Here is a 26,697-nt window from a genome sequence, read left to right as displayed (position 1 = left end):
TGAGTAGGGTCAGCCGCGACGGGCAGCGAGCCAGGCTTCGACATCCACGAATCGCATGATCCGCACATAGAGATGATCTCCCGCGTCCGGCACCGTCGCAAGACTGGCCTCCAGTGCCCGCCGGTCGAGGATTCCACGCGCGCATAGTTCGCCTTCCAGCAACATCGCGCGGATAGCGGCGAGGTTGCGGAGATAAAGGCTTCGCACGAGGCTGGTGAAACCGCCCTTCGAGGCACGCTGGACGATCCTGGCCGGGAGCTTGGGGGCATAGGCGCGGCGCGCGATCGCCCGGTTCATGCCATCCTCGTACCAGAGCCATGTCGGCTGCCGTAGGCAGGCCTCCATCACCGGTTGCGACAAGAGCGGATAGATAACCGGCATGCCGTCCGCGCCATCGAGATAGTCGATGAGGGCAAGGCCGCGCATGATCGCCGCGACATGCTCGCGCTTTCCGACGGGAAGGTCTGCGAACTCGTTGATCCAGGGATGCGGCGGATGCGCTGTTCGTGCCTCGAGCAGCGCGGGAGCGAGCAGGCGCTCGTCCCGAGGCCACGTCCAGGCCCGACGGCGGCGCAGATGCTTTTGCAGCGCTCGCCGCGCGATCAGGAAGGGCGAGCATTCGGTTACCGCGGCGACCTCCATCACCGTGCGCCAATATCCCGCCCCCAGCCCGTGGGCGGCCATCCTGTCGCTTGCCGGCGTTGCCGAGCGCAGGAAGCAGAAGACATTGTCACCGCCGCTGCCGTAGGCGATCGCCCTTGCGCCGACCTCATGGGCGACAGCGCTGCCATGCTTGACGAGGCTTTGCGTGAAGGCGCGCGTGGAGGGCCGTGGGCGCTGCGCCGCGCTCGACGCGGACAGGGCGACGTCGGCTGGGGAAAGGTCCAGTTGATGCGACTGCAGGTCGAGATGTCGGCATACCTCGCTGGCAAATGCGCGTTCATCGCCGCTCCCTGTGCCGCTTACCAAGGTAATTGCATGGCGCAGGCCGGGGAGCGCCGCGGCGAGCACCGAGGAATCAAGCCCACCGCTCAAGGTCAGGGCCACCGGACCGACCTGCCGCGACCAGTGGTGGCAGGCGCTGTCCACCGCCTGCGCGACCTCGTCCTGGGCCTGTGCGAAAGACGGGAGGGCTGCGGCGTCGATGAATTTGGCCGGGCTCCATAGCGCATGATGATAGACGCCCTCGGGCCCGATATGCAGGATCTCGCCTGGCAGGATTTCCTTGATGCCGACAAGGGCGCTCTCCCGTCCGACCAAGTCTGGATAGAGCAGTTCGTCTTCGACGACAGTCCAGTCGATCGCATTGGCGCGACCGGTGAACGCCTCGATGAACGGCAAGTGGGACGCGACCACCAGTTCGCTTCCCCAGCGCCTGTAGTAGCAGGGGCAGCGCGCGGACGGATCACGATAGATGCACACCGCATCTCCTCCCTCGATGCCGGTCCAGGCCACGAAAGCGCCCCACCGCGCTTCGATCGCTTCGAGAAAGGCAGCGGGCGCGGCGTTGGAATCGACGACCCCTATGAACGGGGATTCGCCCGGTACGCGCGAAAAGGCTGGCCCCACTATGTGAATGTCTGCAGGAACGCCGCCGATGCTCTGGGTCGGACCTGTCGCGAACAAGGCGTGAGCGCTCGAGACGGCACAGGGCGCCAGGCCCAGCCGCTCTGCAACCGCATCGGCCGCGGTTCGGGCCGGGGCCGGCCGGTCGCGCTCCAGCGTCACCACGCCGAGATAGGCGCCTAGCATCATAGCTGCAGGATCGGCGTGAAGCACGCGACCCGCTCATGCGTGTCACCCAGGATCATGTCATGATCCTGGACCCAGCAATGCGCCTCGAACGGGTCGAGGCGCACGCCGAGCACGAGGCGGCAGGCCATGTTTCGCGACCGCAGGAAATGCAGTAGCGCCATCGAATCGGGGAGGCAGGTGTCGCGCGCCGGGACGAGCAGCCGCGCCCGCACGAACAGCGCGGTTCTGGCTGCTGCCTGGCCTGGCGTCATGGGCACCGACGGGCGGGACTGGAGGCGGCGGGCCCACCCGATGAGGAGGCGCAGGGGAATGAGGCGCACCGCAAGGCGCATGGTGATGATCCGCACGATCGCCGCCCCTGTCGCCCCTGTCATAAGGGGTCGGCGCTGTACGTCGGCTGTGGCGGGCGGCGGCGCATCCTGAGCAGGTACCGCGATATGGCTCGGCTCCGCAGGGCGACCTAAATCCGCGTCGCAAAGGCCGATCCGGGCGAGCGCCTCGAACTGATGGGCGGGGCCATCGGCACGGGCGCCGCTATGTCGCAAGGCGTGGAAGGCCTCGACCAGATGCTGAGGCAATTGGAGGTAGATGTCGCGCGCAACATCGATGACGACGATCCGCCCTCCGACATCGCACCAATTTATGTCCGCGCGGGCCATGATGCATTCTGGCTCCCTGCATGCGGGCGTCGCAGGCAAAGCCTGCCTCGCGCTTTGCGGGTTATGGAGCCTGGCGCATCCCCGGCCGGGAATGCGCCAGGGTAGATCAGTCGTCGAGGATACCGGCAAGGCCCTGGCCGGCAGGCGCATCGACCGTTCCACCGGAGATGCCCTTGGTTTCGACGCTCACCACGCCGAGTTCGACGACGTCGTCACGGCGGTCTTCGCTGTTGCGTTCCATTTCGTCTACTCCTTGTAGCCGCTGGATTGCGGCACGAGAAGAATAGGACCCGGATTTTCCGCGTGCGAACTTATATTATGCCGGAATGAGAGTCCTTGGGACTGGGCAGGCCGGACTATTATCATTAGCATTGAGAATGCCTCATCATTCTGGATGACTATATTCATGGCTGTATTATATTGTTGATCACGAAACTCGACTGTGTGCGTTTTCGGTGATAGCGGGCCATGGCTCGGCGCGCCGCGCCGATCGGCTCCCTGTCGATCGTAGCGAGGATCTGCGAGAATTCGCCGACGACATCGGGGAGCAGGCGATGCTCCAAGGCCCGCGCGCGTGCCAATGCGCGTAAGGCTGCTGCCACTGCCTGCGCCAACTCCTCATTGCGCGGGAATGAGGCCAGGATGCCGAATAGTCTTTCGGACGCTGCGGCCACCTGTTCCGGGCTCCAGGGCCTCATGCTTGAGCGCGCCGAGTCCTTTCCTTGCGCTCTCTGGCAAAGGACGCTCGTGAGCGAACTGGATCAAATGGCCATGCCAGCGATAGAGCCCGGCGAGCCGGTCGGCATCGAGCTTCCGGACGCGAAAGCCGCCGCCCGGAAGCAGAACGACAAGACGCTCGCCCACCAGCCGGTTCAGGGCATCACGGACGGGTGTAGCGCTCGCGCCGAACTGATCGGTGAGACGGCTGAGCTTGAGCATCGCGCCGGGCGCGAAGGCGCCCTCGACAATTTCATGCCGGATACGACGATATATATAGTCTGCCGTGATGGGCTCGGGCGCCATCCTACCTCCATTCTGCGCATGGGGATCTTCGCCCCGAGCCCTGGTTTGCTTGGCCCCTGCCAGTTTCGCCTCAGCGTGCATGTATCGGCTTGGCGCACCGGCTACCCGCCCGCGGGATCGCGCGTGCCGATCCTGCTGGCGCCGGCCTTGTATCGGGGCATGTCGAAGCTGACGCCTCGCCGGAGGCATGCAGGCGCCCGGCAGGGGCTGCGCTCTATGCCGACATGTCGATCCCGTCGCCCGGGCAAACACCGCCCCAGATGTTGACGAATCGATCAAGTAGCCGGACAATCTTCGCCCTGCCGTCCTGCGTGAGGCTGACGCGTACATAGCGGTGATCGCGCTGTCGCCGGCTTCGTTCGGCTCCGCTTTCAGGGCTCGCGCCGCGGCGGCAGAGGACGAGGCCATCCCGCTCCAGTTCGCCCACCTTGCGATGCGCGGGTCGACGCCGGCACCTGCGAGGCCAGGCACAAGCTCCAGGCGTGCAGCGTGCGATGCTCGCACTCGGCGAGGTAGAGCAGGGCGAGCATGTCGAGGCGCGGGGTGGATACGAAGTCACTGCCGAGGCAATCACTCGTCGCCTCGCGCATGCTGGCGAGAATCCGGCATGCCTGGGCGCGCAGTTCCCCATCCGTCGAGCCTGTCATCTGGCCTCCTCCCTATCCTGTCCCTCCTGGACCATGAGCAATCGCCCTTCACTCCGATATCGCACCCAGGCGTGATGCCGAGCCGTCATGTTCCGAGCCAGAGCGGCACGGCGGCATGCGATGTCGCCCACTGGACGACGGCTGGGCCGCGTCATGGTCTGGGTACTGTCTCGTGCCGAGGTGAGGGCGCTCGTCATCGGCTGGCGAGGCTCCACGGCGGATCCCGGTGGCCCTGACGGCGGCGTCGATGATGCCGCTCCGTGCCGATGATGAGGAGGAGCAGCATGGGATAGGACAGCTTGCCGACGATCCACCAATAGGCCAGCGGCAGGATGTCGGCGTCGAAGGCACGCGCGGCATGGGCAGCGAGCGCCAGGCACTGGATCGCCGCAACCCAGAGCGGCCAGAAGCGATTCGCCCTCAACGCGATCGCGAGCAGAGCGGCGAGGAGCGCCGCATCGATCCAGACGATCGACCACTGCACATCGCGAAAAGCCAAGGCCCCCTGCATGTTCGTAAGGCTCGTTGCAATCGTGGCGACCAGCATCGCCGCTGCCGCGAGACGCTCGGGGGCGCCGCCGCGCCAGCCGGCGTGGATCGCCAAGACGGTGACCAGCAGGAGGAAGGCCGCGATCGGGGTCATCGATGTCGCGGACGTGCGGGATCATCGCCGCCGCTCATCCATCGGCTCCGGATGGCTCTACGCCGATCGCGCTTGCCGGCGGCTTGAGGACGTCGCCGAACGCTTGCACGTCGATCCCGAGCTTACGACCAAGCATTTCTAGCATGCGGTGGGCCTCGGCGACCTGTCCGAGCGCGCTCGATGTCAGCAACTGCGCGTTGCTGATGGCGGCCAGGACCTGATGGCCGGCCACGGGGGACAGGTTGCGGCCGACTTGCGCCAGGATCGCGGAAGTCGAAAGCTCGCCGCCTTTGGCAAACAGGGCTTGGAGCAGCTTCTCATAGGCGTGCAGATCGCTGGCGAGGGCGGCGATGCCCGGGCCCGAGGCATGCGGGCCAGATTTATTCGCCAGCGAAGAATCTGGAGAGGACCTCGAGGCCGACGGCCAGCATTCCGAAGCTTGCCGCGGCGGCAAGGACGAGGAGGATGAACCAGAAGAGGCGGTGGATAAGTCCGAGTGCATTGCGATCTACTCCCTTGTGACGAAAGGGAAGCAGCACCTGCCATTCGCCGACCTGCAACCCTTGACCCGGCACTGGGGGATCGCTCGCGCCGATGGCTACCCCCGCCAATTCGCCCCCCGATTTCCCGGGGGGCGTCATATTCTTGCCGCCGAACAGCATTTCGGCCGCCCGGCGTCGGTTGGGCGCGCCCAGGATTGCTACCGCCTCTGAAATATAGGAGTCCACCGTGCCGACGCCGATGCCGAGCTCACCCGCAATCTCCTTGGACGTCCGCAGCTGGAAGACATGCCACAGGCATTCGCGATGGCGGGGGGCAAGCCTGTCGGCAAGGGCTTCAGCCTCCTCCATCACTGCATCGCTCCTTCAAGGACCAGTAGGGGGAGAGGGCGGGCTGCCGCCCGCTCGATGGACGCGGCGGGGGCCGCGAGGATCATCTTGATTGCCGTTCGCACCAGCGTTGCACCTCCCTCCGCTCCATCATGATCGAGCGGCCCGCAGCACCTTTCCCAACGTATCCAATCCCATACCGTTTATGGTCAATTCTGGCCGCAGGGATAGTAGATCGCGAATCTCCGGTTTGCCACCCCGACGCGCGGGGAAGACATATGCCCGCGGCGGATGGCCGATCCGTTTGATCGGTTCGGTCGTGCGCACAGATTGCGTGATTCGCGGCGTCCCCCCCCCTATGAATGGCGCTTTGCAATCATGCATCTTTGCGGTGCGGCTTGTTAATACGTCGGACCCGCTCGCCTGCCAGCCCGCAGCGTTCCTGCGCGTTCCCGGGCTACGAGATCCTGAACCTGGCGCTCGCAGTGGCTTATAGACCCGCGCGGCCTCGAGGCGAGGGATGGCTTGGGATTGCTCCGCGGCCCGAGCCCTGGATTTCTTTCATCTCCTTCCCCCTGGCCCCCGCGCCGCCACGCACGCGATGCCCTCTCATTGCTCGACCGGTCGGCCCGCTGGAAATCCCCGCCACGATCTTCGGGGGGTGACCGCCTCGCGCGAAGGCCGCGATGACCAAAGGATGCGCTGTCGTTGCCCGGCCCGGGCACCGCCATCGCCTGGGGCATCGAGATCGACTGCCCTTGCGGAAAGGGGGCATATGCATAGGTCTGGTGATCACCGCTTCGGCTCCCCGAATGTGCGTATCCCTTCCGCATCGCCTCGGCGCCCGCGCCGGGCCCATCCCGTCATGCTGGCGCCTCCGCCGCCCGCCGCCTGGCTATGATGGCCGGTCCGATGGCTCGCCGTATCGAGGCACTGGTGCGTCGCGGGCGCGCCGGTCTGGCCTGGGAGGTGACGCGGCGCGACCCCGCCTATCGTGCTGACTGGGAGCGCGCGGCCGTCGCTGACAATCTACCATCCGGGCAAGACGACCGCCCGTTGGTCTCGCGCAAGGCTGCCCTGGCGCGCCAATGGGGGTTGCACTTTTGCCGAAGATCCAGGGGAGGATTCTATGCAGGTGGTACCGGTCTGGTCTGCCGTCCTCGATCCGTGCGTCCTGCGCGCCCGGATCGCAACTGGGCAGGCCAATGCGTCCTGTCGCTTCGATGCGCCGGCCCGCCGGGCGCGCCGCATCTCGGGGACAGAAGGCGAGCATATCGCCTTCGACTGCCTGGGGGAGGTGGCGCGGATCGATTTTGTCGGGGAGAGGTTGCCCGACGAACCAGTGCTGCTGAGCTTCGAAATCATCGCCGACGAGCGGCTTGGCTCGCAGTTGGCCGCGCTCCAGCGGATCTACTTCCATACCGGGGCAGGCGAGCAGGCGAATCGCCTGCGGCGCCAGCATCTGTCGCTTCTCGCGGCAGATGCACGCACCGCAGGCGCGAACCTGCGGGACGTCGCCGAGCTAGTCCTGGGGCCAGGCAGCTGGCCCGGGGATGGCGAGCACCGCAAGTCGCTGGTCCGCCGCCTCGTGGCGGCAGGCATCCTGCTATGCCAGAAGGGACCTGCCGCAATCCTGCAATCCTGGCCTGACGGGAATGGCTGAGCGGCGTTGTCCATCTTTTGCTTCGATGGGCCGGGCGTGCATGTCTGCCTCCGGTTCTGCGCTGGCGCATCGCCTTTTTGTCCTAGATCTCCGGGTCGGAGGGATGACGGCGCAGCGGAGGCTTCCGTGGAAGGTTCTAGGGGCGCATCGCGCAGGGCCACGACCGCGCTCCAGGGCTCGCTGCCCTCGCCCCCGAGCCCCTTGCGGATCTCGGCCTTGGGTGACGATCGCTTGCGCAGGATGATGGTCGCCGCGCGGTTCGCGCGGCGGCGTTTCCTGTTTGCCTCTCCCGGCGTGGCGTGTGTGGCCGGCGCTCCCGGCTAGGCCCGTCGCGGCCAAGGACAACCCCGCCCGCTGCGCTCCTGCGGGGTGCTCCACATCCGTTCCGCCCTTGCGGTGTCCCTGCCCGCTGGAGCCGGGCCTCTCGGTCGCATTTCGCCGCCCACCCCCGCCTTTGCGGGGAGGCTTTGTGCCTTTTTTTGGGGTGGCGGAAAGGACAGACCATGCCGAATTCTTCAAGCCGCAGTGCTGCCCGTGAAGTCGGAAAGGGCGGGAACGGCGAACGCGCTACCCTCTATGACGAGGTGACCACGCGCATCGTCTCGGAACTGGAGGCGGGGCGCGTCCCGTGGGTCCAGCCATGGGGAAAGGTCGGGGGGCCGGGCGTCAACGCCGCGGCCGGCCTGCCGCGCAACGCGGCGACGGCCCGGCCTTACTCGGGCGTCAACATCTTGATCCTGTGGTGCGCCGTCATCGAAAACAGCTGGCCTTCGCAAGGCTGGCTGACCTTCCGGCAAGCCCGCGAGGCGGGTGGATGCGTCCGCCAGGGTGAGCGCGGCGTGAGCGTGGTCTATGCCGATCGCTTCACCCCCAGGGGCGAGGCCGAGCGGGCGACGCGCGATGGCGACGAGGCCCGCGCCATTCCCTTCCTCAAGCGCTTCACCCTCTTCAACGTCGCCCAATGTGATGGGCTGCCCGCAGACCTTGCCGGCGATCCGGTGCCATTGGCCGAGAGCGAGATCGTGCCGGTCGCCCGGCAAGTGATCGCTGCCTCGGGCGTCGAGTTCCGCATAGGCGGGGACAAGGCCTTCTATGCGCCCGGTGCCGACTTCGTCGCCGTCCCGCCGCAGGCCGCCTTCTTTGATCCGGTGAACTGGCATAGGACGGCTTTTCACGAATTATGTCACGCGACCGGCCATGCGAAGCGGCTGAACCGGGACATGACCAATCCCTTCGGCAGCAAGGACTATGCCCGCGAGGAACTTATCGCGGAAATGGGCTCGGCCTTCCTGTGCGCGGCGCTCGGCATCGTCCCGACCGTTCGTCACACCGATTATCTCGGTGCGTGGCTCGATGTCCTGCGCGAGGACAACCGCGCCATCTTTCGCGCCGCCAGCGCTGCCTCCAAGGCGGCCGACTGGTTGCTGTCCCGCCATCGCGAGGCCCAGAGCGCCCGCGCCGATGAAAGGATCGCAGCATGATCCTGCTTCCCGATGACCTGCGCGAGGCACTGCGCGCGAACGCCATTCGCCATGGCATCGCCCTGCGCGGCGGCCTTGCCGAACCGGACTTCGTGCCCCTTCTCAAGCTGTTCAACCCGCTGGGCGCGGCGACATGGCTCGCAACGGAGCTGGCCGAGGATGGCGACACGCTTTTCGGCCTTGCCGATCTTGGCTTTGGTTGCCCGGAACTGGGCACGTTCAGTTTCTCGGAAATCGGCGCTGTCCGGCTCCCCTATGGCATGGGAATCGAGCGCGATCTCGCTTTCGAGACGGCTCATCCGCTTTCCGCCTGGGCCACATGGTCGCGCCGGTCCGGCTCGATCCTCTGGGCGCAGGCGATGCTCCGCCGCCATGGCCCGGCTTCGGGCGAGACGGCTGCGGACCCTGATCTTCCACCGTCCTGACGGCGGATGACGCAAGGCGGCGCGTCATGCCGCCACCCTGAGTACCGGTCACGTCCTGAGCATCGCAAACAGCGCGACCGGCACCCTTTGACGAAAGGCGAATGCCCCATGAAACTCGACCATATCCCGCTCGACAGGCTCTATGTCGACAAGACCAACATGCGCTTTGGCCGCAAGGCGCCGGACGTTTCCGACATCCTCCCGACCATCCGCGCGCGCGGCGTCATACAGTCGCTTCTGGTCCGCCCCCCCCCGATACCGAAGGCCGTTTCGGCATCATCGCTGGAAGCCGCCGCTTCCACGCAAGCCGTATCGCCGCCGACGAACGGCGGGACGCGGGCGATATCGATCCCGACGCGCTGCTCCTGCCTTGCGCGATCATGGAGGATGGCGACGATGCCGCCGCCATCGAAGCCTCGATGATCGAGAACATGGCCCGGCTCGACGCCTTAGGTCATGTGTCCAGATTGTCCTTCGATAGAAAGAATAAGAGAATGGTGTGCTTGTTCCAGGCCGCCCGCAGCGCTTACCCGAAGAGCTGGCGGAGGGCGGCCTGGAACAAGCACTTGCGCGGCGGTTGTGGTATTGTCCCGCTTGCGATCGGGGGCGACGAGTCCGTCACACGGACGCCCTTGGGTTTATCGGCGCGCCTGAGCGCGCCGCACATTTAAGCATGGGGCAGAAACTGTCCTTTTGAGCGTAATCATGGGCTCTGAACGGCAATAGGCTGTCCTGCTATCGGGCGCGCACGACGCGCCACGGAGGACAGATGGCGCGTATCATCAGAGCGTTGCCGGGCTATGGCGACATCCCGGCGCACTTCCCGGTCATCGTCGATGATGGGATGGCGATTATCGAGCCTGCGTTCGCGTATCTGCACGAACTGGCGACCATCCCGGGCCGCAGCCACGCGGCCGAGACGATCCGCACCTATAGCGAACATCTACACGACTGGCTCGATAGCCTGGAGCAATCCCGGATCGCCTGGGACGCGGTTGGCGAACGCGAGATAGCGGCGTGGCGCAACCGGATGCTGGAACGCCCGAGCCCGCACACGAAGCGGCCCTATGGGCGCTCGACGATCAACGATCGGGTCCGCACAGTCTGCCGCTTTTATGGCTGGGCGCATCAGCGGAGCTGGATCGTGGAGCTGCCGTTCCATTACATCGACGTGCGTGTGTCGCATCGGCGGCAGTCGATGCTCGCGCATCTCGATGCGCGTCCCGGCATCGTCGCGGCCAATGTGCTGACCGTCCCGGAGGCCGAGCGGCTGCCGCGCGCCCTGCGCGCCGATCAGCTTCGCCGGCTGTTCAGTGCGCTGGCGTCGCCTTACGATCTGATGGCAAGCTGGGCGCTGGTGACGGGAATGCGCCGCAAGGAGCTTTGCGCGCTGGAGCTGTTCCAGGTGCCGGAGATCGCCCACCTGGATGCCGATGAGCATCCGCTGGTCGGGATCGGGCTCAGCATCACCAAGGGCGGCTATCCGCGCACGGTCTATCCGCCGATCCGGTTGCTCGACGCCACGCATCGCTACATCGATGAGGTGCGCGGCCCGCTGATCCGGCGGCTGCGCCGCGCTGATCCATCATGGCATGCACCTTCGGCGCTTTTCCTGACGAGCCGGGGCAAGCCGGTCAGTCCAGTCCGGTTCACGGCTGCGATGAGCGCGGCGTTCAAGGCGGCCGGCGTGGTCGGGACCGGCCATTGGCTGCGGCACTGCTATGCGATGACGATGCTGGCGCAGCTCCAGCGGCAGGCGCGCATGACACCGGAAATCAACCCGCTCAAGGTGGTCCAGGTGCTGCTCGGACACAGGTCGATCGCCAGCACTGCCATCTATCTGCGCTGCGTGGAAATGCATGGTGCCGAACTGGAGGAGAGCATCGCCTGGCTTTACGGCGCGCTGATCGACGATGGCTAGGCGGGCACCGATCAACCGGCGCATGGTGACGCGGGAGGCGAGTGATACCATCGTCCTGTTCCGCGACGCCTGGGGCGAGGTGGACAAGCGGTTCGATCTGGGAAGGCTCGGGCTTCCGGGTGATGTGACGGTGCTGCTGGCCGAAGCGTTCCGGGGGCATCACGCTGGATCGAGCCCGGATACGCAGCGCGGCTGCTATCGTGCGCTGCGCCTGTTCGCGACGTTCGCGCGAGAGGAGGATGCGGTGGCTGGCGCGGCCGACCTCACCTCCACACTGGTCGGGCGCTATATGGACTGGCTCAACCGACAGCCAGGCCCGGATGGCAAGGGCTGGACCGCACCTTCGAAAGCCAATGCGCTGGCGGTGCTGCGCTATCTGGTCGACTGGACCAAGCGGCACGCGCCTGATCGTCTGCCGAGCCGGATCGACTTCCCTTACAATCCCTGGCCCAATCGGTCGCCGACGCCGCGACCCAAGCTCAGCGAGGCGGTGCTCAAAAGCATCCTTCAGGCAGCTTATGAGGAGATCGACGAAGCCTGGGACCGGTTCGAGACCGGGCAACGCATCCTCGCCACGCGCGGCGCGGTGCCCGGTGTTGATGCGCGAACGTGCCGGTTCGTGCGCACAATAGCGCGCGTCGGCAATGGCGTGGTGACGGCAGCGAGCAAGGTCCCCTATGGCGTCTCCACGCTGAGCACGCGTGGCGGGCTGCGGCATCTGTCCGGTTATCTCCATCTGACACTGGAGTATCTTCCGGCCTTCTTCCTCGGGCTCGCGGTTCAGACCGCCGGTAATCCCGACCCATTGCGGCGTCTGCGACGCGACTGCCAGAGCTCGCATCCGCTCGACGAGCATCGGGTGATGATCGACTGGGGCAAGCCGCGTGCTGGTGCGAAGGTGAAGCGGGCGCAGCGCCGTTCGTTCGACCGTCGGCGACCCTATGCGGCGCCCAATCTGATCGATCGGCTGATCGCCATGACCGCGACGCTTGCAAGCCAGGCCCGCGTGCAGGAGCGTGACTTGTTGTTCCTGATGAAGAGCGAGAAGCTCGGCACGGTGCGCCTCGTATCGATGAGCACGCTGGGCAAAGGCATCAAGAAGTTTATCGACCGCGCCAATGACCGGATCGCGATCTGGAACCGGGCCGCACCCGAACGATGGCGCGAACCGCTTCCCGACTTTGCGGCGGCGTTCCTGCGCGGCAGCGCGGCGACCCAGGTCTATACCGCGAGCCAAGGCGATCTGATCGCGGCGCAGGCGCTACTCAACCATGCGCGCATCGACACGACCGAACGCTATGTGCGTGGGCCGGAGGCGGCGCGCATCCAGGCTGAGACGATCGCCCGCGCGCAGGCGCTGATGATCGGATGGGTGATGGGGGAAAATACCGTCTCTCAAGCGCCGCCGGCGGCAATGCCCGCGAGCGTGCCGTTCGGGCATGACTGCCTCAATCTGCTCGGTGGCGACAGGCAGGGCAGGCCCTGTTCTCGGCTCGGGGCGTGTCTGCGCTGTCCGGGCCTGGTGATCCCGCTGGATGCCGAGCATCTGGCGCGCATCCTCCAGGCGATCGCAGTACTGGAGGAAGCACGGACACGGATCGATCCGACGCGCTGGGCACTGATCTACGCCGAGAGCCATCGCATCCTCACGGGCGATATCCTCCCCGACTTCCCCGGCGAGTTGCACGATGCCGCGCGGGCGATCATGGCGGGGCTGCCTGCCTTGCCGGTGCTGGAATGACCCTGTTGCTCGCCCAGGCGGCGGCGTTCGCGCCCGACATCGCGATATCGTCGCGCTCGCGCTTCAGCGACGACATATGGCACCTGGACGGCATCCGGCCCGGTTGTAGTCGGGGCGACTACTCGCTCGACTGGGGTTTTACGGTCGCAACAGGGCGGTTCACCGATCCTGAGCTACTGCTCTGGCTGGCGGCGGCAAAGACCCTGTTGTGGAGCGCGAAGGTCGATCCCCCGCCGGGGCGAAGGCACGTTCATGATGGCACGCTCATGAGACTGTTCAAGGGGCTTCGCCTCCTCATCCGCTGGATGGCAGATCAGGGCTATCGCCGGTTCGCCGACCTTGATCGCGGCGCAAGCGAGCGGTTCATGGCGGCGATGGCCGAGCGCCGAAACCCGAAGGGCGAACTGCTCAAGACGGGCACACTCCATCATTATCGCAGCCTGCTCATCCTGATCTATCTCCAAGGCGCGCGCTACTCGACGGTCGCCATCGGTGATCCGTTCCCGGGCACGACAGGCATGTTCAAAAGGAGTGATCGAGGTTGGCTGCCTTATACCCCCGACGCGATCGCGGTGCCGTTACTGTCGTCGGCGCTGCGGCTGATCGGACCGGCGGCCGATGATATCCTCGCCCTGCAAGGCGAGGCGCAGGCGGCCTATGATGCGGCGCTCGCATCCGGGCTCTCTCCCACCAAGGCCGGCTTCCGCGTCATCGACGCGATCGCGCCGTTCCGGTTCCAGGTGCTGCCTGGCGAGGAGGCCCCCTGGCATCGGGCGCCGGTGACGAGCACCAAGACCGTGCGCTACCTTGCCGACCGGCTCTACGATGCCTGCTTCGTGACGATCGCCTGGCTGGTCGGCGCCCGTCTCTCGGAGATCCTTGGGCTGGAAGCCGGATGCATCGAACGTCACCCTTCCGCTACGGGTGACGAGCGGTTCGCCTATCTTACGGGCCGCATCTTCAAGACCTCACGCGGCTATCATGGTGACGTCCACCGCTGGATCGCGCCCGAGCCGGTCGTGCGTGCGGTCGCAGTGATGGAGAAGCTGACCGATGGGCTGCGGCGCCGGTCGCGACGCGAGGAGTTGTTCCTGATCACATCGAGCACCGGCCTCATCGGTCCTGCCGTCGAGATCGACCTGCCGGCCACTTATACGATCATCCGTCGTCTCAATCTGCTGTTCGCACCGTTCATCGGCCTGCCGCTCCACGAGGGCAAGCCCTGGCACCTCAACACCCATCAGGGCCGCAAGACGTTCGCGCGGTTCGTCGGCAAGCGCGACCGCACCGGGCTCGCCGCGCTCCAGGCACATCTTGGCCATGTGACGCGCGCGATGACCGACAGCGGCTACGTCGGCACCGACTTCCAGCTCGACGAGTTGATCGACCGTCATGCCCAAGAGGAAACGCGAGCGGCGCTGGAGGAGATGCTGACCGCAACCGCGCTCGGCGGCAAGGCCGGGCGCGTCATTGCGGCACGATCCCGGTTCCGCGGCTGCACCCGGAATGGCGACGTGCAGGCATATGTGGACTTCCTCATGGCGGAAACCGACCTGCGGCTCGGCGTGTGCGACTGGGGTTACTGCGTCTATCGCCCCGAAACCTCGGCGTGCTTCGGCGGCGAGGCCGGCCCCAATCCGGTGCTCAGGACCGAGACCACTTGCTCGACCTGCGCCAACTTCGCGGTCACGCCCCGACATCGGTCCGTGTGGGAAATGCGCCGTGCCCGCAATCTGAAACTGCTCGAACAGCCGGTGCTCGATGCCGGCAGTCGTGCGCTTGCTGAGGCCAGGGTCGCCGAATGCGACCGTATCCTCACCCAGCTCGATGAGGGATGATCCAATGCCCAGGAAACCCGATCGTCATGAACAGCGTCGCCAGCAGACCCAGGTCCGGCTCAACGCTGCGTTCGAACGGCTGCGCAAAGGATGCCCGGTCCACCCGCTGCATCAGCGCGGCTATACGCTCACCGTCGCGACCCTCGCGCGCGAATCCGGGGTCGCGCGCAACACGATCTACACCAACCATCGTGATATCATCGACGACCTTCACGCCATCCTCGGCGATCCCATCAAGCCGGTGACGACCTGGCAGGACAAGCTCGACGAACTGCACGGCCTCATCCGCACCATGAAGCAAGAGCAGCGTCGCCTGGTTAGCGAGAACGCGCTGCTGTTGCAGCGCGCCCTCACAGCCGAAGCGGAAGCGCACCGCCACCAACGTCACAACGCTCGGCTGATCGCCGAGCGTGACACGGCGCTCCGCGCCGTGCCAGCGACCACCAAAGCTCGAAGGACAGTGTCACCCGACAACAAGACCAGAAACTGACGGATATCTGCCAAAAAATGCTTCGAAGGACAGTTGACACATGACCTAAGCGATGGATGAAGTGCGCCAGTGGGAGAGCTTCACCCGGCTGGTGCGCGATGGACGCGGGGTCGAGGAGATCGCCATGACCTTCGGCCTGCCCGAACTCTCCATCCGGCGCGTCCTTGCGCTTGGCAACCTTTTGCCGCGCATCCGCGACCTCTATCGCGCCGAGTGGATCGACCGGTTCACCGTCCGCCACCTGACACTGGCGAGCAAGAGCCAGCAAAAGGCATGGCTTGCATTATTTGACGACGCTGATGCCTATGTCCCCACCGGCCATCAGTTGAAGGCATGGCTCTTTGGCGGACAGTCGATCCCGGCCCGCTTCGCTCTCTTCGATATCGATGGTTTTTGCGGCGCGATGGTCGCCGACCTGTTCGGCGACGATCGCTACTTCGCCGATCCTGACGCCTTCTGGACGGCGCAGAACGCGGCGATCGAGGCATCGCGCGCAGCCTATATCGCACAGGGCTGGGCCGATGTAGTCATCGTCCCGCCTGCCGAGCATTTCCATGCGTGGGAATATGAAAAGGCCCCCAAGCGCAAGGGCGGGCGCGTCTATGTCGATGTGCGCGGAACCGGCGAGGTCCTGTTTCACGAAGGCTATGTCACGCGCGCCGAGGCGCGCCGGATCGAGCGCGGCGAAGCCGCGGCGCCGCTCAAGGCCCAGCGGCCCGAGCTAACGTCCACGCTCCAGACCTATGTCGACCTGCACCGCCATGCAGCCGTGCGCGCCGCACTGGTCGGCCATCCCGCACTTGCCCTGCGGCTCATGGTGGCGCACGCCATCGCCGGCTCGCCTCTATGGACCGTACGTCTTGAACCGCAGGCGACGCGCAGCGAAGAGGTGCGCGAGAGCATCGAGACATGCCGGGGCGAGGCGGTTTTCGACACGGAACGGCGCATTGTCCTGGATTGCCTCGGCTTCGGCAGCGAGGAACCCACCGTGACGGGCGGAAACGGCGATGACTATGGCGTGGCCGGGCTGTTCCTGCGTCTTGTCGCGCTGCCTGACGAAGAGGTGATGCGCGTCCTTGCCGTCGTCACGGGCGAGACCCTGATGGCAGGCTCGGCAGCGGTCGAGGCTGTCGGCGAGGAGGTCGGGGTCGCCATGGCCGACTGGTGGCAGGCCGACGAAGCGCTCTTTTCCTTGCTGCGCGACCGCGAGGTGCTGGGCCGGATGACGGCAGAGGTGGCGGGGGAAGCGGTCGCCAGCGCCGATGCGGGCGAGAAGGCGAAGACCTTGAAGCGGATCATCGCCGATCATCTCGACGGCGCGGAAGGCCGGGACAAGGTCGAGCGCTGGGTGCCGCGCTGGATGCAGTTCCCACCGTCTGCCTACACGCAAAGAGGTGGCGTTGGCACGGTTGACGCCCATGCCAAGGTCGCCGCCGCGCGCCGGATGGCCGCTGGGGATTGCCCTGCGGAATTGGAGGAAGAGGAGGAGAGGCCTTTGCCCCAGGCGGCATGAACGAAGGCGGGCGGGAGCGATCGCGCCCGCCTGCCACATGCGGGAAAATCGCGCCGCGCGGCCTCGCCCGATGGGCTCGGCCGCGCGGCTTTGTTTCGTCTCCATCCATGCTGGAACAGGCTCGCATGGCGCATTATGACAGGAGCGCGGCGTTCGGGGGCGGAACGCGCGAGCAGGGAGAGCGATGATGAAGCGCGCGGACACGGCGGAAATCGCGATGCGGATCATCATAGACCGGCCCGTGCCCGGCGTGTGGCACAGCCTCCAGTCCAAGGACGGCGCCCCGCTTGATCCGCAAAGGTCCGGCGATGGCGAACCGCTCGCCTTCGACTTCGCCGTGCGGGTCGGGCCCGGTCCCAAATTCTTCGGTGACCAGGTTCGCCGCGAAGGTCCCTCGCGCCGTTTCGTCTATGTGCGCGTGGGTCAGGCGGCGGGCGATCATGCCTCACCCTGGTCCCGCCGGGTTAAGGGTCGACATCCATGATATCGATCCGGCGCTGCTGGCGTGCGCGGCGCGGGGCGGGATCATCGTCACCACCATTTGCGGCACCGCCAGGGATGGTAGCCCCGCCTGCGCCACGGTCCCCACGCTGCGCCGGGAACTTGTCGAGCGCTAGGACGCGGAAAGGCTGGCAGCGGGCGAAGCGATAGGGCGAATTCCCCCGATGGCCTCATCCTGCACGTGGTTCGGACCTGGATCGTGCTAGCAAGGGTCTCCTTTTTCCGATGACTCGTGCCGCCCTTGGCCTCTCTTGAAGGCTGGTCTGGCGGCGTGCGCGCCTTGTCCGAGCAACGGCTTCGCGCCAGTTTCTTCCCCGCCCTGGCGGGCTCCTCGCGCAACCAAGAAACAGGCGCTTCGCCGTCCTTCGCTCCCGCGGCGGCCGTCCCGGTGCACGGCGGCGCGACGCGCCCGATCGACCGCCATCGAGGCCGCATCGGGCGGCGCTTGGGCAATAGAAGGAGACATATCATGGCACAGATCGGCAGCTTCACCCGCAACGAGGACGGCATCTACAACGGGGAAATCCGCACCCTCACGCTTCGCGTCAAGGCCACAATCCGGCCGGTCGAGCGCGACCATGACAAGGCCCCGGACCACCGCGTGAGTGCCGGCGGCGTCGAGTTCGGGGCCGGCTGGACCAAGGCCGCCCGCGATACCGGCGCCGAATATCTCAGCCTCAAGCTCGACGACCCATCGCTTCCCGCGCCGATCTACGCGACGCTGACCCAGGGCGACAATGGCGAGCACAAGCTCATCTGGTCCCGCTGAAGTCCACGCCCCCCGCGCCGAACCCGGCGCGGGGACCTTTCATGCTGTGTCGAAAACGCCGTTGCCGGTTTCGACACTCCCGGCCCGGTATCCCGCCCGCCATCCTCGATATCGCGAACCCATCGCCATGGGTCGCTCTATCGAAAGGATGGCTCATCATGGACGACGACGACCAGATCGCCCGGGCGACCCGCGCCAAGCGCGGCTCGCCCTTCCTCAATACCGAGCAGGCGGCGGCCTATCTCAAGATTTCCGGGCTGCTGCTGCGGCGGATGCGACGCCTTGGCACTGGGCCAGTGTTCCGCCGCCATTGCCGCTACATCCAATATCATATCGACGATCTTGATGCCTGGTCGCGCGAACATAGTGCGCGGGGCATTTCCAAATGAGCGGCCGTCACAGTCGCTTCAAGGACGCGCCGCTGCTCGCCTGGGGCGAGGCGCTTCGCCTGCGCAAGGAAGTGCAGCGCCGCCGCCGCTGGCGCTTCTTCCTCGTCGGCCTGGGCGCGGGTCTGGTACTCGGCTCGGCGGTCCTTCCGCCCACACCGCGCCTGCTCTGGAATGCCAGTGCGAGCGCCCCGATCGGGCTCTACCTCGTCAGTCCAAATGCGCCGGTCATGACAGGCGACATGGTGGTGGCACGCCTGCCCGAACCCTTCCGGGCGCTCGCGGCTGCCCGGCGCTATCTCCCCCGCAACGTCCCGCTCGTGAAGCGTGTCGCGGCCGAGGCCGGCGACGAGGTCTGCGCGCTTGGCGACCAGGTCTTCGTCGATGGACGGCCGGTAGCAAGGCGCAAGAAATTCGATGCCATGGGGCGGGCGATGCCGTGGTGGCACGGCTGTCGCATGCTGCGGCGGCAGCAACTTTTCCTGCTGATGGACAGTGCCGATTCGTTCGACGGGCGCTATGTCGGGGTGAGCGAAGGCACCGATCTCATCGGCAAGGCGCAGCTGCTATGGCGCCGTTGAAATGGACGGCTGCCGCCCTCGCATTCGCCGCGCCGGTGCCGATATCGGCCCAGTCCCCAGCTGCGTCATCGGCTGGGCAGCCTGCATCGACGGTCGCGACATGGCGGCCCTACATCCGCGAGGCATCACTACGCTTCGGCGTTCCGGTCGCCTGGATCGAGCGCGTGATGCAGGCCGAGAGCCGGGGCCGCACCGTTAAGGGCGGGCGTCCGATTCGCTCGTCGGCAGGGGCCATCGGACTGATGCAGGTCATGCCCGGGACCTGGTCGGACATGCGCGCGCGGCTCGGCCTTGGCGTCGATCCGGACGACCCGCGCGACAATATCCTCGCAGGCACCCTCTATCTTCGCCTTATGTACGACCGCTTCGGCTATCCGGGGCTGTTTGCGGCCTATAATGCGGGGCCGGCGCGCTATGCCGACTATCTCGCAGGTCGCGCCAGCCTTCCGCGCGAGACCGTCGGCTATCTGGCCGGCGTCGCGCCGGATATACAGGAAAGCAACTGGGTCCCGGCAACGGCGCGGCCGGAGGAGCGGCTCTTCGCCGTCCGGAAGATACCGGCACCGCCGCCTTCGGATGGCCTCGCTGCGCAGCAAAATGAGTCACTCTTTGTCGCCCTGTCGCAGGGGCAATGACGTGAGGTCGCGTGCCCGCGAGAGGGAGGAAGCTCGTCTCGATAGGCCCAGTGTGGCGGCTGGCGCAGCGACTATCAATGCCCGCAGGTACCCCCCAATTTGCTGCGCAAATCGGCTCCCCCCACGTCCGCTTCGCGGCTCTTCGCTTCGCTCATCGGCCCTGACAGCCGCTGCGCCAACCGTCGTCGAAACGCCGTTCTCGATGATGGGAACGACAGCGAAGGAGGTCATAATGGGCATGGTTCAGCACATCGAAACGGCGTTTTCCGGACGCAATGACAGGGTGGTGTCGGCGCTGGTCGCAGGACTTGAGCGGGAGTTTGGGCGCGGCGCGGCTGAAGGCCTGGCGCGTCATTTCCTGGAGGCCGAGGAGGTGGACTTTCGGTGGGATGCACGGAGCGAGGTGCGGTGGTTGGGCGCCTATGAGGACCCCGATGAAGCAGAATTTGAACTGGACCGGGTCGCCATCTGTGGGTGCCTCGACGGGGATTGGTTCACTGCCATCATGTTCGTGGATGGCGAGGGGAATGCCCATGGCATGACCGGGTGCCGTGTCGCCCGGGATCGAACGGAGGCGCGCGATGGGGTGCTCCATGGGTACTGACCGACAGACAGCTCGACTGGAGAGGCGGCGTCGGTTCGGCGTCGTCTCTCTCCCTTTTTTAAGGCGGCAGGAAAAGGGAGAAGGGAGAAAGGGGAAACAAGATAAAGGCAGTATCTCGCGACCCCTGCCAAGCCTCTGTCTGCACATCCTTTTTTTACGAGACAGGCAATCGCGATCACGAGACAGTCAGGGCAATAGTGACGGAAATCAGCCATTTTCTGCCCGAAATCGCGAGACTGAGGCACGTTGTGATGTCTGACGACGATTTTACCCCCAGGCTCGGCAGCCAGCGCGGCAAGGACGGCAAGAAGGTCGTCAAATATGGCGGACGCATCCGCGCTGCTGCACGCCTCGCGGGCACGAAGACCGGAGTCCGCTCGCGACGGTTCGACGGCAGTCGAATCGGGCGCGGCGCCAGCATGGGGCGATTGCTGTCGAGCCGCGACCGGTTCGCGGGTTTTCGCGGGCGCCGTGCCGTGGTGAAGGCGAGCCTGATCCGCTTGGCTGGCAAGGGCGGCCAGGCCGCCCGCGCGCACATGCGCTATATCCAGCGCGACGGGGTGACCCGCGAGGGCTTGCCGGGCGAACTTTACGGTCCCGAAACCGACCGAGCAGATGGGGGCGATTTCCTCAAGCGGACCGCCGGCGACCGCCATCAGTTTCGCTTCATCGTATCGGCCGAGGACGGCGCGGAATATCCCGACCTCAAGCCCTATGTCCGGCGACTGATGACCCAAGTCGAGCAGGACCTCGGCACGAAGCTGGACTGGGTCGCGGTCGACCACTTCAACACCGAGCGTCCGCATACCCATATCGTGCTGCGCGGGGTCGATGACCAGGGCGACAATCTGGTTATCGCGCGGGAGTATATTTCGCACGGATTTCGCGAACGCGCCTCAGAGCTTGTGACGCTCGATCTCGGCCCTCGTACCGACCGTGAGATCGAGGCGCGCCTGCGCCATGATGTCGACCAGGAACGGCTGACGTCGATCGACCGCCGGCTGGTCCGCCGCATGGACGTCGACCGAACGGTGTCGCCGGCCGACAATGATCCCTTCCAGCAATCGGTCGCGGCGGGACGGCTGCGCAAGCTCAAGGCGATGGGCCTGGCCGACGATGTAGGTGGCGGACGCTACAGGCTGGCCGAGGGGCTGGAGGAAACGCTTCGCCGGATGGGTGAGCGGGGCGACATCGTCCGCCTCATGCAGCGAGAACTGACCGCCCGCAGGCTTGACCGTGCCGGCGTCGAGCAGGTCGTGTCCAATGACCTTCGAGAACCGATCGTCGGACGGGTGATCCATCGTGGCTTTTCCGATGAGCATCGCGACCGGCACTACCTGATGGTCGATGGGATCGATGGCCGGGTTCATTATGTCCATATAGGCCGGGGCGATGCCACGCCATCGGTTCCCGAAGGATCGACGGTACGGGTCGCGCCATCGCGGATCGAGGCGACCCAGGCTGATCGCACCGTCGATGCGGTCGCCCGCGCCAATGGCGGGCGCTACTCGATCGATCTGCACCTGGCGCACGATCCGGGCGCCAGCGAGGCGTTCGCAACCAGCCATGTCCGTCGGCTCGAGGCGATGCGGCGTGCGGGCACCGGACCCGAGCGCCTCGCTGATGGAAGCTGGACGATCACCGACGATCATCTCGCCCGGGCTGATGCCGATGCGAGAGCCCAGCAGCGCGACCGGCCAGTCACGCTGGAATTGCTGTCACGGTCCCCGGTCGATGAACTGGGAGGCAAGGAAGCGCCGACCTGGCTTGATAGTGCGCTTGCCGAGGGTGGTCATGGCGCCATGCGCGACGTGGGATATGGACGGGAGGTGCGGACCGCGCTCGCAGCGCGGCGGCAGTGGCTGGTCGAGCAGCAACTGGCGGACGACGAGCAGCCCGGATTTAGCTACCGGGGCGGCGCGCTGGACACACTGCGGAGACGTGAATTGCAGCATGCCGGCGAGCGGCTCGGCGACGAAATCGGGAAACGGTTCGAACCCGCGCGGATCGGCGAGAGGATCGAGGGAAAGATCGCCCGTCGGGTCGATCTGGAAAGTGGAAGTTTCGCTGTTGTCGAGCGATCGCGGGACTTCACGATGGTGCCGTGGCGCGACGTGCTCGAGCGCAACATCGGCAAGACGGCATCCGGCATCATGCGGTCAGATGGGATCAGCTGGCAGTTTGGGCGTGGCCGATCTGGGCCGGTGATCTCATGAAGATGCTGGTACATTGCCCATTCCCGATTCTATCGACAGCCATCATTTCAAAATCCCACTGCCGGGCTGTTGATTTCCACTGAGAGGCTGTTTGGGAAATCGGCGGCAGGGGTTGTCATAGGCGTATCTGCGTGATTCAGGCTCTGGATGTGGACGCAGCAGAGCCGGGGGCGGATGGCCCAGATTGCGAAGAAGACGAAGCGTTATCCCAGTGACCTGACCGATGAGGAATGGGATCGCCTTGCGCCGTTGATGCCCAAGCCGGGTCGTCGAGGCCGTCCCCGCGAGGTGGATTTCCGCGAAGTGATCAACGCGGTCCGCTATCTGGTGCGATCGGGGTGTGGTTGGCGGATGCTGCCGATCCATTTTGGCGCCTGGCAGACGGTCTATGGCTGGTTTCGGGAGCTGGCACGCAGGTTCCTGTTCCAGACGATCCACGACATCGAATTGATGTTGGACCGAGAACGTGAGGGGCGAGAAGCCAGCCCCAGTGCGGCGGTCATCGACAGCCAGTCGGTCAAGGCGCCTTCCGCAGAAAAGCGCGGTTTTGACGCAGGCAAGAAGATCGTCGGTCGCAAGCGGCATATCGCAGTCGACACCGATGGACGCTTGCTGATGGTCAACCTCACTACCGCCGATATCTCCGATAGTGCAGGCGCTCAGGCGATCCTCGATGGCATCCGCAAGCGCTGGCCGTGGGTGAAGCATCTCTTTGCCGATGGCGCCTATGATCGCCTCAAGCTCATGGACAAGGCCAGCTACCTCGACTTTGTCGTGGAGGTCATCCGTCGAAGCGATCGCCAGCAGGGCTTCAAGGTGCTTCCGCGCCGCTGGGTCGTCGAACGCACCTTCGGATGGATGACCCGATGGCGCCGTCTGGTCCGCGACTACGAAAAGCGCATCGACGTCTCACAGGCGATGATCCTCGTCGCCATGGGTGGAAACCTACTACGCCGAAACGCTCATCCCTGATTTTCCAAACGGACTCTGAGAACTGATGGAGTGGATCCACCCTCCTGCCGGCATCGGATGTGCCAATGTATGTGTCCGAAAGTCACAGCAGAGGAGTAGGCATCCATGGGCGAAGTTAGCATCATGGGTAATCGGTCCGAACATCGGATCATCGTGAAAGTCACCGCCAGGGTAACGCTGAATTGCGCCATTTTGGCTCTGGCGGATAACCTGTCCACCTAAATCCGGTCGGCGCAACGCACCGGAACGAATTGGACCCGATTCCAATGGTCTCCATCCGGGTACAGACCGGGCGCCATCTCGGAGAGGATGATATCATCCGTTGGGAGGATTGCCATCCACGACATGACCATGGCCACAGGGTCTGATAAAAGACCCCGATGAACGAGCCATCAGTCCCCTATCCATTCATCGCCAGCGGCGCGAGCGCGGAATTGTTCGACATTGGCGGGGGGCAGGCGCTCAAGCTGTTCCGAGGCAGCGTGTCGGACGAGATGATCGCACGCGAGGCCGATGCGTCCGTCCATGCCGCAGCATGCGGCGTGCCGACGGCTGCGGCGATCGGGCAGCATAACCATAACGGGCAGCGGGGAATCGTCTATCCGCGGCTTGAGGGCGTAACGGTTATGGACTGGATCCGCCACAATCCGATGCGAGCAGGGTGGGCGCTGAACCAGATGGGTGAAGTTCATGCCGCTATGCACCGGGCAAAAGGCGGGACGTTGCGGTTGCTGAAGCAAGTACTGGCGACTGATATTGCCTATGGCCCTGCGCCCAACGCGCTACAAAGCGCCGCCATCGCCTATCTGGAGACCTTGCCAGATGGCGACGCGCTGACCCATGGCGATTTTCATTTGGGCAATGTCATGATGACGCCGCAGGGGATGATGGTGATCGATTGGTCGAAGGCGGCGGCGGGGCATCCGGCGGCCGATGCGGTACGATCCGAAATGCTGATGCGCTTTGGCACCGGGCCATGCGACTGGGTGACGAACCTATGGCGCGACTGGGCCGCGCGGCAGCTGTGCAGGAGCCATACGGCATCATCCGGCGTCAGCGCCAGCGATATCGATGCGTGGCGGCCCGTCGTAGCGCTGGCCTGGCTGCGGGCGCGCGATGCTACCGGTCGCACGCGGGCTTTCAGGCGCTATCTGGAAAGGGCGCTGCGTGGGAGCGGGATAGGCAGTATCGCCTGAATCGCAAAGGAAACGGGATCAATCCGATCCGAAAAGATCGCGGGTAAAGACCTTGTCCGATACATCCGCAACATCGTCCGTCACGCGATTCGCGATGATGATGTCACATTCCTGCTTGAACGCCGCCAGATCGCGCACCACGCGCGAACCGAAAAATGCTTCTTCCTGCATCGCCGGTTCGTATATCACGACTTCGATGCCCTTGGCCTTGATCCGCTTCATGATCCCCTGGATCGAGGATTGACGGAAATTGTCCGACCCAGCCTTCATCACCAGGCGGAAGACACCGACCTTTTTCGGATCCTTTGCGATGATCTGGTCAGCCAGAAAATCCTTGCGGGTGTGGTTGGCCTCCACAATCGCACGGATCAGATTCTGCGGCACCTCTGAATAATTGGCGAGCAACTGTTTGGTATCTTTGGGGAGGCAATAGCCGCCATAGCCGAAGCTAGGATTATTATAATGCGTACCGATGCGTGGATCGAGGCCGATGCCGGTGATGATTTGGCGCGAATCCATGCCATGGGCGATGGCATAGCTGTCCAGTTCGTTGAAAAAAGCAACGCGCATGGCCAGATAGGTGTTGGCGAAGAGCTTGATCGCCTCCGCCTCACTGGGATCGGTGAAGAGGATTTCGACATCCTTCTTTACCGCGCCCCGCAGCAGCAGGTCGGCAAAGATGCGGGCCCGTTCCGAGCGTTCGCCCACGATGATGCGCGAAGGATAAAGATTGTCCCTCAGCGCCTGACCTTCGCGCAGGAATTCGGGACTGAAGATGACCTGATCTGTCGCGAGGCGGCGGCGAACATCCTCTACGAAACCGACCGGTACGGTCGACTTGATCACGATGATCGCGGAGGGATTGATGGACCTGGTCTTCTGGATCACTGCTTCGACCGAGGCAGTATCGAACTTGTTGGTGCGAACGTCATAATTGGTCGGCGTCGCGACAATCACGTAATCGGCGCCGGCCAATGCCTGTTCGACATCCAATGTGGCAACAAGATTTAGTTGTCGCGTGGCCAGAAACTCTTCCAGTTCAGCATCGACGATCGGCGACTTTCGCGCATTTAGCATGTCGACGCGGACCAATGTGATGTCGACCGCGACAACGTCATGATGCTGCGCCAGCAGAACGGCATTCGATAGCCCAACATAGCCGAGGCCAAAAACTGCGATCTTCATTCTTCGCCATTCCTCGCATCATGCATCGTCATTGGCCCGCCCGGCAGCCCGGATTGGCATCTGACATTCCTGCGACGGGCATGAGCTACTTATAACTGTTCCGCGCAAAGGGAGAAGTGCGATGTTCCCTTTCATTCTCCATATCTGTGATAAGGTCTCTTATCAAAGGATGATTCCCTGGGACTCCATCCATCTATGAAATATCGCCCGAAGCTCTTTCTAGCTCGCGCCCAATGATCATCTCGTTACTTCGGCATCCGCACCGCCGACCATTGCCCAAGCGCTCACGCTCGCCCAGATGCGCTTGTTCCAACTTGGCGAAGCGATCCTGAATCGCAACACGCGTCAGGCCTATGCCTGATGGGCGAGCGACTTTCTGTCCTCTGTCCTGGTGCGCCGGACATGGGGTAGGCGAACTGACCGATATTTCCACCGAAGCCGATCTGGGCGACCGGGAGCTTATCGGCCTCGTGATCTACAGTGTCGTCCACGTCGGCGCAGTTCTTTCCACGAGGCGCGAGAATGTGTTCATGCAGGGGTGCTGCGCATGCGTGAGAAGGGCTGTAAGCGGCATGAAATGCCCTGCTATCGACTGCTCGAAGAGTATCTCCTCTTTCGTGTAAATTATGACCGGACCTAGAGCTGTGTTGTTTGGGACCATTAGCCGCGAGACAAAAAGGCTGAGCGAGACGCCTCTATATCGGCCCGAGCCCATGCCATGGTGCGCCGTTGGGCCATGGCTGCGCGCATCGCAACCCACATCGGCAGTCACAGCCTCCACGCGATCGGCATAACCATTAATCTGAAGAATGGCGGCACGAAGGAAAAGCCGCCGCCATGGCCAATCATAGCTCGCACCGAACGAAGCAAATGCCGAGGTCTTGCCGACGCCGCCCTTGGGGCTGATGAATGCGATGGTGGGCATGAGGATACTGTATAGCTATCGGATATCTCCTCATGCCCCCATCGGCAAAGGCATATCCTCCGATGTTCTTGAAAAGAAACAGACGGCTCCGGCTAACT

Annotated in this window: 29 protein-coding genes; 19 read left to right on the top strand and 10 right to left on the bottom strand. The window is 64.7% G+C overall.

Going from position 1 to position 26,697, the window contains the following annotated elements:
- Positions 1–9 precede the first annotated feature (9 nt).
- The 8 genes from E5554_RS03330 to E5554_RS03295 all read right to left on the bottom strand — a co-directional run bounded on the left by E5554_RS03330 (position 10) and on the right by E5554_RS03295 (position 5,578).
- The gene (locus E5554_RS03330) at positions 10–1,779 is read right to left on the bottom strand and encodes an asparagine synthetase B family protein (RefSeq protein WP_247594367.1); all 1,770 of its coding nucleotides are present in this window, start codon (positions 1,777–1,779) and stop codon (positions 10–12) included.
- Positions 1,752–2,414 carry a lasso peptide biosynthesis B2 protein gene (locus tag E5554_RS03325; RefSeq protein WP_136185974.1) on the bottom strand — a complete coding sequence of 221 codons (663 nt, stop codon included), beginning with the start codon at positions 2,412–2,414 and terminating at the stop codon, positions 1,752–1,754. The genes E5554_RS03330 and E5554_RS03325 overlap by 28 nt, the downstream gene beginning before the upstream one ends.
- Positions 2,415–2,520: 106 nt before the next feature.
- The gene (locus tag E5554_RS03320) at positions 2,521–2,655 is read right to left on the bottom strand and encodes a benenodin family lasso peptide (RefSeq protein ID WP_136185973.1); all 135 of its coding nucleotides are present in this window, start codon (positions 2,653–2,655) and stop codon (positions 2,521–2,523) included.
- 377 nt (positions 2,656–3,032) lie between these two features.
- Positions 3,033–3,437, bottom strand: coding sequence for a GntR family transcriptional regulator (locus E5554_RS03315; protein WP_210729802.1), 405 nt, complete (start codon positions 3,435–3,437; stop codon positions 3,033–3,035).
- A gap of 371 nt (positions 3,438–3,808) precedes the next feature.
- On the bottom strand, positions 3,809–4,084 hold the full coding sequence (locus E5554_RS23185) for a hypothetical protein (protein ID WP_210729801.1): 276 nt from the start codon (positions 4,082–4,084) through the stop codon (positions 3,809–3,811).
- 193 nt (positions 4,085–4,277) lie between these two features.
- Positions 4,278–4,727 carry a hypothetical protein gene (locus E5554_RS03305; RefSeq protein ID WP_136185972.1) on the bottom strand — a complete coding sequence of 150 codons (450 nt, stop codon included), beginning with the start codon at positions 4,725–4,727 and terminating at the stop codon, positions 4,278–4,280.
- Positions 4,728–4,761: 34 nt separating this feature from the next.
- On the bottom strand, positions 4,762–4,959 hold the full coding sequence (locus E5554_RS03300; protein WP_038293004.1) for a hypothetical protein: 198 nt from the start codon (positions 4,957–4,959) through the stop codon (positions 4,762–4,764).
- Between the two features lie 148 nt (positions 4,960–5,107).
- The gene (locus E5554_RS03295; RefSeq protein WP_099232096.1) at positions 5,108–5,578 is read right to left on the bottom strand and encodes a sigma factor-like helix-turn-helix DNA-binding protein; all 471 of its coding nucleotides are present in this window, start codon (positions 5,576–5,578) and stop codon (positions 5,108–5,110) included.
- 1,108 nt (positions 5,579–6,686) lie between these two features.
- Between E5554_RS03295 and E5554_RS03290 the strand changes: the two genes are divergently transcribed.
- The 19 genes from E5554_RS03290 to E5554_RS03205 all read left to right on the top strand — a co-directional run bounded on the left by E5554_RS03290 (position 6,687) and on the right by E5554_RS03205 (position 24,489).
- Complete coding sequence (locus tag E5554_RS03290) at positions 6,687–7,220, top strand: DUF2285 domain-containing protein (RefSeq protein ID WP_136185971.1); 534 nt, start codon at positions 6,687–6,689, stop codon at positions 7,218–7,220.
- A gap of 503 nt (positions 7,221–7,723) precedes the next feature.
- A complete protein-coding gene (locus tag E5554_RS03285; protein WP_136185970.1) occupies positions 7,724–8,701 on the top strand; it encodes a zincin-like metallopeptidase domain-containing protein in 978 nt (325 codons plus the stop codon).
- The gene (locus E5554_RS03280; RefSeq protein WP_136185969.1) at positions 8,698–9,126 is read left to right on the top strand and encodes a DUF2958 domain-containing protein; all 429 of its coding nucleotides are present in this window, start codon (positions 8,698–8,700) and stop codon (positions 9,124–9,126) included. Before E5554_RS03285 ends, E5554_RS03280 begins: the two co-directional genes overlap by 4 nt.
- A 108-nt stretch (positions 9,127–9,234) precedes the next feature.
- Positions 9,235–9,549 (top strand): hypothetical protein, encoded by a 315-nt coding sequence (locus tag E5554_RS03275; protein ID WP_210729800.1) that lies wholly within the window; start codon positions 9,235–9,237, stop codon positions 9,547–9,549.
- Between the two features lie 346 nt (positions 9,550–9,895).
- Positions 9,896–11,047 (top strand): tyrosine-type recombinase/integrase, encoded by a 1,152-nt coding sequence (locus tag E5554_RS03270; RefSeq protein WP_063976798.1) that lies wholly within the window; start codon positions 9,896–9,898, stop codon positions 11,045–11,047.
- A complete protein-coding gene (locus tag E5554_RS03265; RefSeq protein WP_063976797.1) occupies positions 11,040–12,788 on the top strand; it encodes a hypothetical protein in 1,749 nt (582 codons plus the stop codon). Before E5554_RS03270 ends, E5554_RS03265 begins: the two co-directional genes overlap by 8 nt.
- On the top strand, positions 12,785–14,626 hold the full coding sequence (locus tag E5554_RS03260; RefSeq protein ID WP_063976796.1) for a hypothetical protein: 1,842 nt from the start codon (positions 12,785–12,787) through the stop codon (positions 14,624–14,626). The genes E5554_RS03265 and E5554_RS03260 overlap by 4 nt, the downstream gene beginning before the upstream one ends.
- A 4-nt stretch (positions 14,627–14,630) precedes the next feature.
- Entirely contained in the window at positions 14,631–15,116 is a 486-nt protein-coding gene (locus tag E5554_RS03255; protein WP_063976795.1) for a hypothetical protein, read from the top strand.
- A 52-nt stretch (positions 15,117–15,168) separates the two neighbouring features.
- Entirely contained in the window at positions 15,169–16,629 is a 1,461-nt protein-coding gene (locus E5554_RS03250; protein WP_247594366.1) for a chromosome partitioning protein ParB, read from the top strand.
- A 184-nt stretch (positions 16,630–16,813) separates the two neighbouring features.
- Positions 16,814–17,113 (top strand): DUF5990 family protein, encoded by a 300-nt coding sequence (locus tag E5554_RS03245; RefSeq protein WP_247594365.1) that lies wholly within the window; start codon positions 16,814–16,816, stop codon positions 17,111–17,113.
- Positions 17,040–17,246, top strand: coding sequence for a DUF5990 family protein (locus E5554_RS23240; protein WP_348769746.1), 207 nt, complete (start codon positions 17,040–17,042; stop codon positions 17,244–17,246). The genes E5554_RS03245 and E5554_RS23240 overlap by 74 nt, the downstream gene beginning before the upstream one ends.
- A gap of 353 nt (positions 17,247–17,599) precedes the next feature.
- Entirely contained in the window at positions 17,600–17,899 is a 300-nt protein-coding gene (locus E5554_RS03240; RefSeq protein WP_136185968.1) for a DUF736 domain-containing protein, read from the top strand.
- 158 nt (positions 17,900–18,057) lie between these two features.
- A complete protein-coding gene (locus tag E5554_RS03235; RefSeq protein WP_136185967.1) occupies positions 18,058–18,288 on the top strand; it encodes a DNA-binding protein in 231 nt (76 codons plus the stop codon).
- The gene (locus E5554_RS03230) at positions 18,285–18,866 is read left to right on the top strand and encodes a S26 family signal peptidase (RefSeq protein ID WP_136185966.1); all 582 of its coding nucleotides are present in this window, start codon (positions 18,285–18,287) and stop codon (positions 18,864–18,866) included. Before E5554_RS03235 ends, E5554_RS03230 begins: the two co-directional genes overlap by 4 nt.
- Positions 18,854–19,501 (top strand): lytic transglycosylase domain-containing protein, encoded by a 648-nt coding sequence (locus E5554_RS03225; RefSeq protein WP_136185965.1) that lies wholly within the window; start codon positions 18,854–18,856, stop codon positions 19,499–19,501. Before E5554_RS03230 ends, E5554_RS03225 begins: the two co-directional genes overlap by 13 nt.
- A 232-nt stretch (positions 19,502–19,733) precedes the next feature.
- Positions 19,734–20,105 (top strand): hypothetical protein, encoded by a 372-nt coding sequence (locus tag E5554_RS03220; protein WP_136185964.1) that lies wholly within the window; start codon positions 19,734–19,736, stop codon positions 20,103–20,105.
- Between the two features lie 251 nt (positions 20,106–20,356).
- Complete coding sequence (rlxS, locus tag E5554_RS03215) at positions 20,357–22,321, top strand: relaxase/mobilization nuclease RlxS (protein ID WP_136185963.1); 1,965 nt, start codon at positions 20,357–20,359, stop codon at positions 22,319–22,321.
- A 147-nt stretch (positions 22,322–22,468) separates the two neighbouring features.
- Positions 22,469–23,293 carry an IS5 family transposase gene (locus tag E5554_RS03210; RefSeq protein ID WP_125990377.1) on the top strand — a complete coding sequence of 275 codons (825 nt, stop codon included), beginning with the start codon at positions 22,469–22,471 and terminating at the stop codon, positions 23,291–23,293.
- Positions 23,294–23,727: 434 nt separating this feature from the next.
- The gene (locus E5554_RS03205; RefSeq protein ID WP_247594363.1) at positions 23,728–24,489 is read left to right on the top strand and encodes an aminoglycoside phosphotransferase family protein; all 762 of its coding nucleotides are present in this window, start codon (positions 23,728–23,730) and stop codon (positions 24,487–24,489) included.
- A gap of 18 nt (positions 24,490–24,507) precedes the next feature.
- Here E5554_RS03205 and E5554_RS03200 read toward each other — a convergent pair whose 3' ends face one another.
- Positions 24,508–25,674 (bottom strand): nucleotide sugar dehydrogenase, encoded by a 1,167-nt coding sequence (locus E5554_RS03200; protein ID WP_136185961.1) that lies wholly within the window; start codon positions 25,672–25,674, stop codon positions 24,508–24,510.
- Positions 25,675–26,149: 475 nt separating this feature from the next.
- Positions 26,150–26,599 (bottom strand): hypothetical protein, encoded by a 450-nt coding sequence (locus E5554_RS03195; protein ID WP_136185960.1) that lies wholly within the window; start codon positions 26,597–26,599, stop codon positions 26,150–26,152.
- Between the last annotated feature and the right edge of the window lie 98 nt (positions 26,600–26,697).

Source organism: Sphingobium sp. PAMC28499, assembly GCF_004795815.1.
Taxonomy (GTDB): Bacteria; Pseudomonadota; Alphaproteobacteria; order Sphingomonadales; family Sphingomonadaceae; genus Sphingobium; species Sphingobium yanoikuyae.
This window is presented reverse-complemented; position numbering and strand designations above follow the sequence as displayed.

What these genes read in the sequence shown, in the direction of transcription:
- E5554_RS03325 (WP_136185974.1), bottom strand. Translation starts at nt 2,414, where the DNA reads ATGGCCCGCGCGGACATAAATTGGTGCGATGTCGGAGGGCGGATCGTC.
- E5554_RS03320 (WP_136185973.1), bottom strand. Translation starts at nt 2,655, where the DNA reads ATGGAACGCAACAGCGAAGACCGCCGTGACGACGTCGTCGAACTCGGC.
- E5554_RS03315 (WP_210729802.1), bottom strand. Translation starts at nt 3,437, where the DNA reads ATGGCGCCCGAGCCCATCACGGCAGACTATATATATCGTCGTATCCGG.
- E5554_RS23185 (WP_210729801.1), bottom strand. Translation starts at nt 4,084, where the DNA reads ATGACAGGCTCGACGGATGGGGAACTGCGCGCCCAGGCATGCCGGATT.
- E5554_RS03305 (WP_136185972.1), bottom strand. Translation starts at nt 4,727, where the DNA reads ATGACCCCGATCGCGGCCTTCCTCCTGCTGGTCACCGTCTTGGCGATC.
- E5554_RS03295 (WP_099232096.1), bottom strand. Translation starts at nt 5,578, where the DNA reads ATGGAGGAGGCTGAAGCCCTTGCCGACAGGCTTGCCCCCCGCCATCGC.
- E5554_RS03290 (WP_136185971.1), top strand. Translation starts at nt 6,687, where the DNA reads ATGCAGGTGGTACCGGTCTGGTCTGCCGTCCTCGATCCGTGCGTCCTG.
- E5554_RS03285 (WP_136185970.1), top strand. Translation starts at nt 7,724, where the DNA reads ATGCCGAATTCTTCAAGCCGCAGTGCTGCCCGTGAAGTCGGAAAGGGC.
- E5554_RS03280 (WP_136185969.1), top strand. Translation starts at nt 8,698, where the DNA reads ATGATCCTGCTTCCCGATGACCTGCGCGAGGCACTGCGCGCGAACGCC.
- E5554_RS03275 (WP_210729800.1), top strand. Translation starts at nt 9,235, where the DNA reads ATGAAACTCGACCATATCCCGCTCGACAGGCTCTATGTCGACAAGACC.
- E5554_RS03270 (WP_063976798.1), top strand. Translation starts at nt 9,896, where the DNA reads ATGGCGCGTATCATCAGAGCGTTGCCGGGCTATGGCGACATCCCGGCG.
- E5554_RS03265 (WP_063976797.1), top strand. Translation starts at nt 11,040, where the DNA reads ATGGCTAGGCGGGCACCGATCAACCGGCGCATGGTGACGCGGGAGGCG.
- E5554_RS03260 (WP_063976796.1), top strand. Translation starts at nt 12,785, where the DNA reads ATGACCCTGTTGCTCGCCCAGGCGGCGGCGTTCGCGCCCGACATCGCG.
- E5554_RS03255 (WP_063976795.1), top strand. Translation starts at nt 14,631, where the DNA reads ATGCCCAGGAAACCCGATCGTCATGAACAGCGTCGCCAGCAGACCCAG.
- E5554_RS03250 (WP_247594366.1), top strand. Translation starts at nt 15,169, where the DNA reads ATGGATGAAGTGCGCCAGTGGGAGAGCTTCACCCGGCTGGTGCGCGAT.
- E5554_RS03245 (WP_247594365.1), top strand. Translation starts at nt 16,814, where the DNA reads ATGATGAAGCGCGCGGACACGGCGGAAATCGCGATGCGGATCATCATA.
- E5554_RS23240 (WP_348769746.1), top strand. Translation starts at nt 17,040, where the DNA reads ATGTGCGCGTGGGTCAGGCGGCGGGCGATCATGCCTCACCCTGGTCCC.
- E5554_RS03240 (WP_136185968.1), top strand. Translation starts at nt 17,600, where the DNA reads ATGGCACAGATCGGCAGCTTCACCCGCAACGAGGACGGCATCTACAAC.
- E5554_RS03235 (WP_136185967.1), top strand. Translation starts at nt 18,058, where the DNA reads ATGGACGACGACGACCAGATCGCCCGGGCGACCCGCGCCAAGCGCGGC.
- E5554_RS03230 (WP_136185966.1), top strand. Translation starts at nt 18,285, where the DNA reads ATGAGCGGCCGTCACAGTCGCTTCAAGGACGCGCCGCTGCTCGCCTGG.
- E5554_RS03225 (WP_136185965.1), top strand. Translation starts at nt 18,854, where the DNA reads ATGGCGCCGTTGAAATGGACGGCTGCCGCCCTCGCATTCGCCGCGCCG.
- E5554_RS03220 (WP_136185964.1), top strand. Translation starts at nt 19,734, where the DNA reads ATGGGCATGGTTCAGCACATCGAAACGGCGTTTTCCGGACGCAATGAC.
- rlxS (WP_136185963.1), top strand. Translation starts at nt 20,357, where the DNA reads ATGTCTGACGACGATTTTACCCCCAGGCTCGGCAGCCAGCGCGGCAAG.
- E5554_RS03210 (WP_125990377.1), top strand. Translation starts at nt 22,469, where the DNA reads ATGTGGACGCAGCAGAGCCGGGGGCGGATGGCCCAGATTGCGAAGAAG.
- E5554_RS03200 (WP_136185961.1), bottom strand. Translation starts at nt 25,674, where the DNA reads ATGAAGATCGCAGTTTTTGGCCTCGGCTATGTTGGGCTATCGAATGCC.
- E5554_RS03195 (WP_136185960.1), bottom strand. Translation starts at nt 26,599, where the DNA reads ATGCCCACCATCGCATTCATCAGCCCCAAGGGCGGCGTCGGCAAGACC.